This is a genomic window from Pseudomonas sp. URIL14HWK12:I12, assembly GCF_003097135.1.
Classification (GTDB): Bacteria; Pseudomonadota; Gammaproteobacteria; order Pseudomonadales; family Pseudomonadaceae; genus Aquipseudomonas.
The window spans coordinates 215,424-226,943 of record NZ_QEQL01000007.1 but is presented as its reverse complement, the minus strand read 5'-3'; the positions used below and the strand labels follow the sequence as shown (position 1 = coordinate 226,943).

Annotated in this window: 9 protein-coding genes; 4 read left to right on the top strand and 5 right to left on the bottom strand. The window is 61.7% G+C overall.

All coding sequences use genetic code 11. The annotated features are described in order from the left end of the window. Positions 1 to 12 precede the first annotated feature (12 nt). The gene (locus F474_RS20335; protein WP_097087971.1) at positions 13 to 966 is read left to right on the top strand and encodes a GTP-binding protein; all 954 of its coding nucleotides are present in this window, start codon (positions 13 to 15) and stop codon (positions 964 to 966) included. Here F474_RS20335 and F474_RS20330 read toward each other — a convergent pair. Beyond that, positions 957 to 1,349 carry a DUF3301 domain-containing protein gene (locus tag F474_RS20330; RefSeq protein WP_097087973.1) on the bottom strand — a complete coding sequence of 131 codons (393 nt, stop codon included), beginning with the start codon at positions 1,347 to 1,349 and terminating at the stop codon, positions 957 to 959. The two genes, F474_RS20335 and F474_RS20330, sit on opposite strands and share 10 nt — an antisense overlap. 120 nt (positions 1,350 to 1,469) lie before the next feature. Here F474_RS20330 and pdxY point away from each other — a divergent pair, with 120 nt between their 5' ends. Next, positions 1,470 to 2,336 carry a pyridoxal kinase PdxY gene (pdxY, locus tag F474_RS20325; protein ID WP_097087976.1) on the top strand — a complete coding sequence of 289 codons (867 nt, stop codon included), beginning with the start codon at positions 1,470 to 1,472 and terminating at the stop codon, positions 2,334 to 2,336. On the opposite strand, the gene F474_RS20320 is transcribed toward pdxY, so the two are convergent. Then, positions 2,333 to 2,821: an acyl-CoA thioesterase gene (locus F474_RS20320; RefSeq protein WP_097087978.1), complete on the bottom strand. Its 489-nt coding sequence runs from the start codon at positions 2,819 to 2,821 to the stop codon at positions 2,333 to 2,335. The genes pdxY and F474_RS20320 overlap by 4 nt on opposite strands. A 185-nt stretch (positions 2,822 to 3,006) precedes the next feature. Between F474_RS20320 and F474_RS20315 the strand changes: the two genes are divergently transcribed. Next, positions 3,007 to 4,779: a cation:proton antiporter gene (locus tag F474_RS20315; RefSeq protein WP_097087980.1), complete on the top strand. Its 1,773-nt coding sequence runs from the start codon at positions 3,007 to 3,009 to the stop codon at positions 4,777 to 4,779. Between the two features lie 6 nt (positions 4,780 to 4,785). Here F474_RS20315 and F474_RS20310 read toward each other — a convergent pair whose 3' ends face one another. The 3 genes from F474_RS20310 to uvrD all read right to left on the bottom strand — a co-directional run bounded on the left by F474_RS20310 (position 4,786) and on the right by uvrD (position 8,510). After that, a complete protein-coding gene (locus F474_RS20310) occupies positions 4,786 to 5,193 on the bottom strand; it encodes an SMI1/KNR4 family protein (RefSeq protein ID WP_097087981.1) in 408 nt (135 codons plus the stop codon). A 159-nt stretch (positions 5,194 to 5,352) separates the two neighbouring features. Further along, positions 5,353 to 6,207: a Tim44 domain-containing protein gene (locus F474_RS20305; RefSeq protein WP_097087983.1), complete on the bottom strand. Its 855-nt coding sequence runs from the start codon at positions 6,205 to 6,207 to the stop codon at positions 5,353 to 5,355. A 116-nt stretch (positions 6,208 to 6,323) separates the two neighbouring features. Next, a complete protein-coding gene (gene uvrD / locus F474_RS20300; RefSeq protein ID WP_097087986.1) occupies positions 6,324 to 8,510 on the bottom strand; it encodes a DNA helicase II in 2,187 nt (728 codons plus the stop codon). A gap of 129 nt (positions 8,511 to 8,639) precedes the next feature. On the opposite strand from uvrD, the gene F474_RS20295 reads away from it, so the two are divergent. Then, complete coding sequence (locus F474_RS20295; protein WP_371916173.1) at positions 8,640 to 11,480, top strand: EAL domain-containing protein; 2,841 nt, start codon at positions 8,640 to 8,642, stop codon at positions 11,478 to 11,480. Positions 11,481 to 11,520: the final 40 nt, after the last annotated feature.

Below are 11,520 nucleotides of genomic sequence, written 5' to 3'. Positions count from 1 at the left end.
CGATTGCCTCATATGCTCAGCCAGATTACCACCCATTTGATCGCAGGGCCCTTGGGGGCTGGGAAGACCAGCCTGATCCGGCAGCTGTTGGCCAACAAACCCGCGGCTGAACGCTGGGCGGTGTTGATCAACGAATTCGGCCAAGTTGGCCTGGACGCCGCACTACTGGCCACCGATGCTTCAGGCATAGGGATCGCCGAGGTCGCCGGAGGCTGCCTGTGCTGCGTCAATGGCTTGCCGTTCCAGGTCGGGCTAGGGCGCCTACTTCGCAAGGCGAAGCCGACGCGGTTGTTCATAGAGGCCTCCGGGCTTGGTCACCCCATCAGCTTGCTGGAGCAACTGCGCCGCGAGCCGTGGGCTGGGGTTTTGAATGTGCAGCCTCTGGTGCTGGTACTGGACGCTGCGGCGTTGGCGCGAGGCGAGCCGTTGCCCGATCACCTGCACGCCAGCCTTGCACAGGCAGGGAGAGTGTTTCTGAGCAAGGCCGATCAATTGCCCAGGCAGGCGCTTGCTCCGTTGGTGGAGCGTTTCGGCGTTGGGCTTGCGATGGCGTTGCGTTCTGATTCGGCGCAGTTGGCAGCATTGCCTGAGAACACGGCCCCACCCGCTGTGGATAACCCCACCGCGCCGCTGCCTTTTGGCCTGGCGTTGCCTAATACACGTGCGGATATGCAAACCCATGAAGCAGACGGGCACTTTTCGGTAGGAAAGACCTGGCCGCCTGAAGAGCAATTCGATCCCGAGACACTAACCGCTGCGTTGAACGAGTGGCCTTGGTTGCGGGCAAAAGGGGTTATCCACAGCCCGGCCGGGTGGGTCTCAGTCAATGCTGTGCAAGGTCAACCTTGGGCATGGTCGCCTAGCCTATGGAAACAGGACAATCGCCTGGAAGTGATATTCGACCACGCTCAAAACGTGGCGATGCTGGCCGCTGCGTTGGAGGCTTGCCGGCTCGCTCAGGGCTGACGCTTCTTGTGCTCCTGCCTCCACTGGCTGAGCTCGATGATTTCTGCGGTAGGCTGGGGCTTCTTGATCTCGAACGGGTAGGGCGCCAGTTCGATTTGCAGGGAGTGAGCACCGAACTGGGTGACGTTGCCAGGGTGGCGCTGCTCGCCGGTAACGGTGAATTCGAAGGTGTACAGGCGAGCAAAGCGCCGCTGGCCTTTGGCATCACGCACGAACGCGAAGCGCTTGAAGGCGACATTGTCGTCCAGGAGTTCGAGATCCAGCTGGGCGCAGTGAGCCTTCACCCGGGCCAGGGCTTTTTCACGAAGGCCGTGGTTGTGCCATAGCCAACCGCCTGCCGCAACGAACAGCAACAGCACCATCAGGTTCTCGAGGGTCAACATCGCGTCAGGCTCCGGCGGAATGCGGTCAGCTTACCTGTGTCCCAGGCCTGTCGTACAGGCCAGCTTGCCGCCATACTGAGCGGCTTCAATCATCGTTTCATCAGTCGTAACGGAACCACCATGGCACGCACCCCCCACCTGCTCGCGATTCAATCTCATGTGGTTTTCGGCCACGCCGGAAACAGCGCTGCCGTATTCGCGATGCAGCGGTCTGGGGTCAATGTCTGGCCCCTGAACACCGTGCAGTTCTCCAACCACACACAGTATGGTCGCTGGACGGGAGAAGTGCTCGACAGCGCGAAAATTCCGCAATTGGTCGACGGTATCGCCGCGATCGGCGAGTTGGGCAATTGCGATGCGGTGCTCAGCGGCTACCTGGGCAGCGCAGAGCAAGGCGAGGCCATCCTGCAGGTAGTCGAGCGCGTCAAAGCAGCCAACCCCAAGGCCATCTACCTATGCGACCCTGTGATGGGCCATCCGGAGAAGGGGTGTGTGGTTCCTGAGTCGGTGACGCGCTTTCTGCGTGACCATGCAGTGCCGCGTGCCGACCTGTTGTGCCCCAATCAGCTGGAGCTCAATACGTTCGCCGGGCGCGAGCCTGATTCTTTGGCCGACTGCGTGAGCATGGCCAGGGCCCTGCTGGCTCAGGGCCCTGAGGTGGTGATGGTCAAGCACTTGAACTACCCCGGCCGCTCGCCGGAAGATTTTGAAATGCTGCTGCTCACCGCGCAGGGCACCTGGTTGTTGCGCCGGCCGCTGTTGGCTTTTCCGAAACAGCCGGTTGGGGTAGGTGACCTCACCTCGGGCCTGTTTCTCTCTCGCCTGTTGCTGGGCGACACTCCTTTGGCTGCCTTCGAATCTGCTGCCGCAGCGGTGCACGAAGTATTGCTCGAAACCCAGGCCTGCGGCAGCTACGAGCTGGAGCTGGTGCGCGCACAGGATCGCATCGTGCACCCGCGGGTTCGCTTTGAAGCGCACGCGCTCTAGCTTGGCTCTTCGTTGCGAAGGTCTTGGTAGCGTTTTTCCAGCTCCTGGCGAATCAACCGCCGTTGCTGGGCCTGCGCGAACCGCCGCTTGCCGTCGGCCGTGTCTGGCTGCAACGGCGGCACGGGGGCGGGTTTACGCTGCTCGTCTACCGCGACCATGGTGAAGAAACAGCTGTTGGTATGGCGTACCGAGCGCTGCTGAATGTTCTCGGTCACCACCTTGATGCCGATTTCCATGGAGGTATTGCCGGTGTAGTTCACCGAGGCGAGAAAAGTGACCAGCTCACCCACATGAATGGGTTCACGGAAGATCACCTGGTCGACTGATAGCGTCACCACGTAGCGGCCGGCATACCGGCTGGCGCAAGCGTAGGCCACTTCATCAAGGTACTTGAGCAGGGTGCCACCGTGAACATTGCCGGAAAAATTGGCCATGTCGGGGGTCATCAGCACGGTCATTGTCAGCTGGGCGTTTCCAGGTTCCATAGAGAAGCTCACGGTTTTGGCTAAAGGGGCGCATTAGGCACCGCTTGGATGCACCCGCACCGCTCTACTGGCGGGCTTCGGTGCGTTAGAGATCTGTTTCCGTATATTGCACGAACCCTAGGAAAAGTGTGCCGGTGTTATCTTGGCTTCTATCGCGCCCGTGGCGGAAGAAAGGAGTTTTCACCATGCACGCAGTGGCTTTCATCCAGGATCTTGCAGTGATCATGCTTGTAGCGGGCGTGGTCACTGTACTGTTTCACCGCCTGCGTCAGCCAGTCGTGCTGGGCTACATTGTTTCCGGGTTTCTCATCGGGCCGTACACCCCGCCGTTCGGTCTCATTCATGACGAAAACACCATCAAGACGCTCGCTGAACTTGGGGTGATATTTCTGATGTTTTGCCTTGGGCTCGAGTTCAGCCTGCGCAAATTGTTCAAGGTCGGTGCCACCGCATTTATTGCCGCTTTTCTGGAAATCATGCTGATGATGTGGATCGGCTATGAAATCGGCCAGGCCTTCGGCTGGGGCTCGATGGATTCGCTGTTCTTGGGCGCAATCCTGGCAATTTCCTCCACCACCATCATCGTCAAGGCGCTCAACGACCTCAACATGAAGCACCAGCGCTTCGCCCAATTGATTTTCGGGGTGCTCATTGTCGAAGACATCCTCGGTATCGGTATCATTGCCCTGCTGTCCGGCATTGCGGTCAGCGGCAGCGTCAGTTCCGGTGAAGTGTTTTCCACGGTTGGCAAGCTCACGCTGTTCATGGTGGTCGCATTGGTCATCGGCATCTTGCTGGTGCCTCGGGTGTTGGCATACGTGGCTCGCTTCCAGAGCGACGAGATGCTGCTGATTACCGTACTGGGGCTGTGTTTTGGGTTCTGCCTGCTGGTGGTCAAGCTCGAATACAGCATGGTGCTGGGCGCCTTCCTGATCGGTGCCATCATGGCCGAGTCTCGCCAACTGCCCAAGATCGAACGCCTGATCGAGCCGGTGCGTGATCTGTTCAGCGCCATCTTCTTCGTGGCCATCGGCTTGCTGATTCAGCCGGCCATCCTGCTCGAATACGCATGGCCGATTGCCGTGATCACCTGTGCGGTCGTGCTGGGCAAGGTCATTTCCTGCAGCTTGGGCGCATTTATCGCTGGCAACGACGGGCGGACTTCATTGCGCGTGGGGATGGGGCTTTCTCAAATCGGCGAGTTCTCCTTCATCATCGCGGCGCTGGGGATCAGCCTGAAGGTCACCAGTGATTTTCTCTACCCCGTCGCGGTGGCGGTATCGGCTATCACAACGCTGCTGACGCCTTACCTGATCCGTGCCGCAGACCCTTTGGCCGGGATCCTTGGGCGCGCCGTACCTCAGCGTGCTGGCCGGGTTCTGGGGCTTTACGGTGAATGGCTTCGCAATATCCAGCCCAGCGGGGAGCGCGCGCAACTGGCCGCGCTGGTTCGCAAGATACTGTTGCAGGTGGGGGTCAACCTGGCCTTGGTCATTGCGTTGTGCCTTGCAGGTCGCTATTGCGCGCCCCGGCTCGGTGAATGGCTGGGTGGCTGGATCAGCGACGATGCCGGTCAGAAGGCTCTGCTGTGCGGAGCGCTCCTGGTGCTGGCGCTGCCGTTTCTCATCGCTGCCTATCGCAAGCTCAAGGCGTTGGCGATGTTGCTTGCCGAAATGAGCGTGGGGGATGACTTCGCCGGCAGGCACACTTACCGCGTGCGCAAGGTCATCGCCGAGGTGATCCCCGTCGCATCGCTGGCGTTGCTGTTCGTGGTGCTCGCAACGCTTTCGGCCAGCATGTTGCCCACCCTGGAGATGTTGCTGGTGATCGCGGTGGTGGTGATCGGCGTAGCAGCGCTGCTGTGGCGTTGGATGATCCGCCTGCACACTCGCATGCAGGTGGCGCTACTGGAGACGCTCAGCCACGCCCAGGAAGAGGGTGGCGAGCATAAGCATTAACGTTGCTCAGGACTCCAGCCACACATCACGCGCCCAGGTCCACACCGAGTCCCAGGTTTCCTCGGTGACGGCTTCTTCATCCCCGTCCCAGAGCAGAACGGTGCCGTCCTCTTCCACGGCGTAATAATTGTCGCCGTCCTGGCAGAGTGGCACGTATTCGCGTGGCATTCCGGCATCCCAGGCATTGGCCGCCACTTCGGGCAGATAAGTATGCGACTGGGGATCGGTGACGGTTACCGGTTCCAGGCTGCCGTAGACCACATCGCTGACCGTGAGCAAAAAGGCTTTCATGTCATCGGGGATGTGGATCAGGAGCAGCTCCTGAATCTCCACCAGAAGGTCTTCATCTGGCAATTCAAGCGCAACGGGCACGGGTTCATTGGCTTCACGGAGTTGTTCGATGACGTCTTCCACGGTTTGTCCTTCCATAAAACGGCTGAGCGACTGATGCGGCACCTGCTATGGGGCGAGCGCCGGCTGCTGTGTTGGACCGATAGTAGAGCAATTTGCACAAAGCAAAACCCCGGGCGTGATGCCCGGGGTTTTGTTGGAGCGCTCGGCCGCTGAGCGGCATCAGCTGTTTTGGCGGATACCCGCGATGATCCAGGGTTGGTTTTCGCCCTGGGCGCGTTCCATGTTCCAGCTTTCGCTGAAGGCCTCACCTTGGTCGAAGCGCGACTCTTTCGATACGCCGGTAAAGGTGAGCGTAGCGATGGTACGGTCGGCTCGATCATCCACACCATCGAGTTGAACCTGCAGGTTCTCGATGTGAGTGGCCTGGTAGCCATCGCCGAGGCTGGCACGTTCCTGCTTGAGGGCTTGAAGCAACTCGGGCGTCACGAACTCGCCGATCTTGTCCATCTCGTTGGCGTCCCAGTGCCGCTGCAGGGCACCGAAGTGCTCGCGGGCCGCACCCAGGAAGTTCTGCTCGTTGAACCATGCTGGGGCATTGGCGGCAGGATTATAGGCCGGCGCAGCCTGGCGCCCGAACATACCGCCAGGGGCCGGCTGCTCGTGGGCTTCACGCTGGAATGGCACCGGGCCGGCCGGGGTTGCCATATGCGCCTGCTGCTGTTGGCGGCGGCGAGCCGAGATGAAACGGAACACCAGGAAGGCGATCAAGCCGAAGATCAGGATGTCGAAGAACTGGAAACCCTCGAAGCCATCACCCATGAACATGGACGCCAACAGGCCACCTGCAGCGATACCGGCCAGCGGGCCGAGCCAGCGCGACGCGCCGCTGGCAGCCGGGCGGCCAGCTTGAGCAGGCGTGGTAGCGGCAGGCGAGCTGGGTGCAGCCTGTCGGGTTTGGTGGGTCGGTGCGGCGCCCATGCTCTTGCCGCCGCCGAAGCGCTTGGCGGCAGAAGCATCCAGGCTCATGGTCAAGCCTATGCACAGCGCCATGGCAATGCTGAGAAAACGTTTCATCGAGTAATTCCCATAGTGAACGGATATCACAAGCGCCATGGTGCCCCTGGCCATCATGGCTGGCTAGGAAGAGATTGTTTCGACGTTTGTCAAAAATGGCTTCCAGCGATGGCTGATCAGCCTTCCAAGGGGACCAACTTGGCGTAGCTCAGCATCAACCACTTGCTGCCCTCGTCGAAATTGACCTGGACCCTGGCCTGGGCCCCGGAGCCCTCGAAGTTCATGATGATCCCTTCGCCGAATACCGCATGTTGTACCCGCTGGCCCAGGTTGAAGCTGGTCTGCGGGATGCCGGCATTGCCGAACAGGCTGCTAGTGTTGGCCGCCGAAGTGGAAGAGCCGCTCCATGGCCGGCTGACGCTGCCGGACAACCGCACCTCGCGCAATACCTGCGGCGGGATTTCCCGCACGAAGCGCGACACTTTGTTGTACGTTTCGCTGCCATAGAGCCTGCGCGTTTCGGCGTAGGTCAGCACCAGGTGTTGCATGGCGCGGGTGATACCGACGTAGGCAAGCCGGCGCTCTTCTTCAAGCCGGCCGGGCTCTTCCATGCTCATCTTGTGAGGGAACAGCCCTTCCTCCAGGCCCACCAGGAACACATAAGGGAATTCCAACCCCTTGGCGCTGTGCAGCGTCATCAGCTGAATGCTGTCTTCATGCTCGTCTGCCTGGGTATCGCCGGCTTCCAGCGAAGCGTGGCCGAGGAAGGCGGCCAGCAGCGTCTGGTCGTCTTCGGGCTCTTCCTTTTCGAAGGCGCGGGCTGCACTGACCAGTTCTTCAAGGTTCTCGACGCGGGCCTGGCCTTTCTCGCCCTTTTCGGCCTCATGGTATTCGATCAGCCCGGACTGCGAGATGACCGTTTGGGTCATCTTGTGCAGCGGCATTTCTTCGGTCGTGGCCGCCAGTGTTTCGACCAGCTCGATGAAACCCTTGAGCGCGTTGGCTGCGCGGCCTTTGCCTTCAGCAGCGGTGACCGTCGCCTGCCACAGCGAAACGCCGGCCTGGCGCGCCATCACGCGGAGGTTCTCGATGGTTTTCTCACCGATACCGCGCGGTGGCAGGTTGATCACTCGCTCTAGTGCGGCATCGTTGCCCCGCCCGTCGAGCAGGCGCAGGTAGGCCATGGCATTCTTGATCTCGGCCCGCTCGAAAAAGCGCTGGCCGCCGTAGATGCGGTAGGGAATGCGCTCGCGCAACAGTGCCTCTTCGAGCACACGGGATTGCGCGTTGGAGCGGTACAGGATGGCGATCTCGCTTCTGGCCAGGCCCGTCTTGAGTGCGCTTTCGATGTTCTCGACCACGTAGCGCGCTTCATCATGCTCGTTGTAGGCCGCGTACAAGCTGATCGGCTCACCTTCGCCCACATCGCTCCACAACTCTTTGCCCAGCCGGCCACTGTTGTTGGCGATCACGGCGTTGGCGGCGTTGAGGATGCTGCCGGTGGAGCGGTAGTTCTGCTCCAGGCGAATCAGTTCGGCATCAGGAAAGTCGGTGCTGTATTGCTGGATGTTCTCGATCTTCGCTCCGCGCCAGCCATAGATGGACTGGTCGTCGTCGCCCACCACCATCAGGCTCTGGCCGCCGCGTGCCAACAGCTGCAGCCACGCGTATTGCACCGAGTTGGTGTCTTGGAACTCGTCGACCAGCACATGGCGAAAGCGCCGCTGGTAGTGCTCAAGCAGGGTGGGGTGGTCACGCCACAGGTCCAGCGCGCGCAGTAGCAGCTCGGAGAAGTCGATCACCCCGGCGCGCTCGCAAGCTTGTTCGTAGGCCTCGTAGATCGAACGCATGGTGGTGACGAACAGGTCGCCGTTGGGCTGCAGGTTGTGCGGTCGCAACCCTTCGTCTTTCTGGCCGTTGATGAACCACTGCGCCTGGCGTGCAGGCCATTTGTTGTCGTCCAGCCCCAGTTCGCGGATCACTCGCTTGACCAAGCGCTGCTGGTCGTCGCTGTCCAGGATCTGAAAGTTCTGCGACAGCCGTGCTTCCTGCCAGTGCGCGCGTAGCAGGCGGTGCGCCAGGCCGTGGAAGGTACCTACCCACATGCCTGCCGGGCTTACCCCGATCAACTGTTCGATGCGCTGGCGCATCTCGCTGGCAGCCTTGTTGGTGAAGGTCACCGACAAGATCGAGTGCGGCGATGCGCCTTCGATCTGCATTAGCCAGGCGATACGGTGCACCAGCACGCGGGTTTTGCCCGAGCCGGCACCGGCGAGCACCAGTTGGCGCCCAAGGCTGGCCGCTACCGCCTGGCGCTGGGCATCATTGAGGGAGTTGAGGAGAAGCGAGAGGTCATCGTGCATCGGCGCATTCTAGGGCTCGCCGCGGCGCGGGGCAAACCTTGCGCGCCCGGCTGCCGGGTAACCACTGTCGTAGACGCAATTGTTGTGTATGCTGCGTTGCCTCAAAGGCTCTAAAACAAGAACATGCCTATGAACGAAGCAACCGGTTCCTTCGAGCCGCTGCACCCCCTGCCGGGCGACTTCAGCGCCCAACTTGCGGCAGAGCGAACCCGCCTGCTGTACCAGGGCTCATTGCTGCCCACGCTGTTGATGCTATTGGTCGGGATGCTGTGCACCTGGCTCTCCTGGTTGCCGGGCAACCATTTGCTGGTCAGTGCCTGGCTGGTGTGGTTGATGGCGCTCATCGCACTGCGGGTGATCCTGATGGCCGCCTTCGATTCGGCGCTGCCATCGGACCAAGCCTCGCCTCGCTGGCTACGCCGCTTTCTCCTGGGGGCCTTCGCCAGTGGCCTGACGCTCGGTATCGCGGCTATCGCTTTGACCCCACAGGACAACTTCATCCAGCAAGCCTGGATTTTCGGCCTGCTGGGCGCGGCAGCGCTGTCGGCCAGCATCGCCTACGCAGTAAGTATCAATGCCTTCCTGGCGTTCGTGCTGCCTTGCCTCGGCCCGCCTATCGTTTACTTGCTGGCCTTCGGCGGCCTGCACGAGCGCGGCTGGGGCTGGTTGGGGCTGATGCTGCTGGTGTCGCTGTGCCTGGTGGCCTGGCAGGTGCACCGGCTGATCCGGCGCGGCCTGCTCCGGCGCTTTCAGAACCAGGCGCTGATCGAGTCGCTGCAGCAGGAGCAGGTGGCTATCTCCCGCCTGAACCAGGAGTTGGCGCTCGAAATGGAGCGGCGTAGCCAGACACAGGGGCAATTGCACCAGGCCCATGCCACGCTTGAGCAACGGGTTCAAGAACGCAGCCGCGCGCTAGACAGCGCTCACCAGGCCCTGAGCAAGAGCGAGGCACGCCTGGCCATGGCCTTGGAGGCCAGCGAGTTGGGGCTGTGGGACTGGAACCTGCGCACCGATGAGGTGCACCATACGCACCTGCAAGGCCTGTTCGGCCTGGCCGACGACACCAGTGCGCGAGTGCTGGAACACCTCAAGCCGCGTCTGCATCCGGATGACCTGCCGGTGCTGCGGCGCGCCCTGGTCAGCCATATGAAGGGGCGCACCGACGCCTATCGGGTCGAATACCGTATACGTCACAGCGACGGCCGCTGGTTGTGGATCGAAGACCGCGGGCGAGCCGTGGAGCGAGACTCCAACGGCCGCGTTGTTCGCATGCTTGGAACCCGCCGTGACGTCAGCGCCCGGCGCGAGCAGGAAGAACAGCAGCAGCTGGCGGCAAGCGTGTTCGGCGCCATCAGTGAAGGCATCGCTGTCTTGGGGCCTGACTTTCACCTTCAGGCTTTGAACCAGGCGTTCACCCGCATCACTGGCTACACCGCTCGGGATTGCGAGGGCGCCCCCTTCCACGATTGGCCCTGCAGCCACGACACTCGACGCCATTGGCCACAGATCGAGCAGGCCATGGCCAACTGCGGAAGCTGGCAAGGTGAAGTGGTGGAAGCTCGAGCGTCTGGCGAGCTCTACCCGCAATGGCTCCAGCTCAGTGCAGTGCGCGATGAGCGGGGCCATACCCGAAAGATCATCGCCTTCGTTTCTGACCTGTCTTCACGGCGAGCCTCCGAAGAGCGCCTCTATTACCTGACTCACCACGACGAGCTGACCGGGCTGGGAAACCGCAGCCTGTTTCGCCAGCGCCTCTACGAAGCGGTACAGGCGTTGCGACAGGGCGGGCGCAGCCTGGCTCTGCTGCATATTGACTTGGACCGTTTCAAATTGCTCAACGACAGCTTTGGCCACGACCAGGCAGACGAAGTGCTGCGCCAAATGGCCCGGCGCATCAGTGCTGCACTGCCGGAAGCCAACACCATCGCGCGGCTGGGTGCAGACGAGTTCGTGGTGCTGTTCGATGCCTACAGTCATCTCTCCAGCCTGATCCGCGTGACCACCCGCCTGTTGGCCAAGCTGCGTGCGCCACTGCTGCTCGGAGACCGCGAGGTCACGCTGGGCGCCTCGATCGGGATCAGCCTGCTACCTGACAACACCCGTGACCTCAATGAACTGATGAGCCAGGCGGAGCTGGCCATGCAGGCTGCCAAGCGCCTGGGCGGTGACAACCTGCAGTTCTATACCGAAAGCCTGCAGGCCGACGCCCACCAGCGGCTACAGCTGGAGCACCAGCTGCGCAAAGCCCTGCACGCAGGGCAGCTGGATGTGTACTACCAGCCCAAGGTACGGCTTGGCGACAGCCGGATCGTGGGCGTCGAGGCCTTGGTACGCTGGCGCCACCCCGAGCGGGGCCTGCTGCTGCCGGGCGCTTTCATCGATATTGCTGAAACCACGGGGCAAGTGGTGGCTATCGGCGAGTTCGTGCTGCGCCAGGCCTGCCGCCAACTGTGCGCCTGGGCCGGTGAGGGCATCACCGACGTGACGGTGGCGGTCAACCTCTCCAGCCAACAGCTGCGCCAGGGCAACCTGGTCAGCCTGGTACGCCAGGCGCTGGCCGAGCACGGGGTTTCGGCTAAGCTGCTGGAGCTGGAACTGACGGAAAGCCAGTGGCTGCAGAATCTTGACGATGTGCGTGCCACCTTCGAACAGCTTCGGGCGATGGGTGTCAAGGTCAGCATCGACGATTTCGGTACGGGTTATTCCTCGCTCAGCTACCTGAAGCGCTTGCCGGTCGACTACGTGAAAATCGACCGCTCATTCATCATGGAGCTGGGCCAGGACGGCCAGGACGCCGCGATCACGCAGGCGATCATTGACCTTGCCCATGCGCTGAAGCTGGAGGTAGTGGCCGAGGGCGTCGAAACCGCCGAACAGCGTGACATTCTGGCGCAGCAGGGTTGTGATCAGGTTCAGGGTTACCTGTACGGAAGGCCCGTGCCCGCGCCGGCTCTGGGTTTGCACCTCTAGCAGGTGCCGCTGTGGGTTGTGCTGGGCGCGCGAGCAGGCA

Coding starts and splice junctions, on each gene's coding strand:
- F474_RS20335 (WP_097087971.1), top strand. CDS start 13: ATGCTCAGCCAGATTACCACCCATTTGATCGCAGGGCCCTTGGGGGCT.
- F474_RS20330 (WP_097087973.1), bottom strand. CDS start 1,349: ATGTTGACCCTCGAGAACCTGATGGTGCTGTTGCTGTTCGTTGCGGCA.
- pdxY (WP_097087976.1), top strand. CDS start 1,470: ATGGCACGCACCCCCCACCTGCTCGCGATTCAATCTCATGTGGTTTTC.
- F474_RS20320 (WP_097087978.1), bottom strand. CDS start 2,821: ATGGAACCTGGAAACGCCCAGCTGACAATGACCGTGCTGATGACCCCC.
- F474_RS20315 (WP_097087980.1), top strand. CDS start 3,007: ATGCACGCAGTGGCTTTCATCCAGGATCTTGCAGTGATCATGCTTGTA.
- F474_RS20305 (WP_097087983.1), bottom strand. CDS start 6,207: ATGAAACGTTTTCTCAGCATTGCCATGGCGCTGTGCATAGGCTTGACC.
- uvrD (WP_097087986.1), bottom strand. CDS start 8,510: ATGCACGATGACCTCTCGCTTCTCCTCAACTCCCTCAATGATGCCCAG.
- F474_RS20295 (WP_371916173.1), top strand. CDS start 8,640: ATGAACGAAGCAACCGGTTCCTTCGAGCCGCTGCACCCCCTGCCGGGC.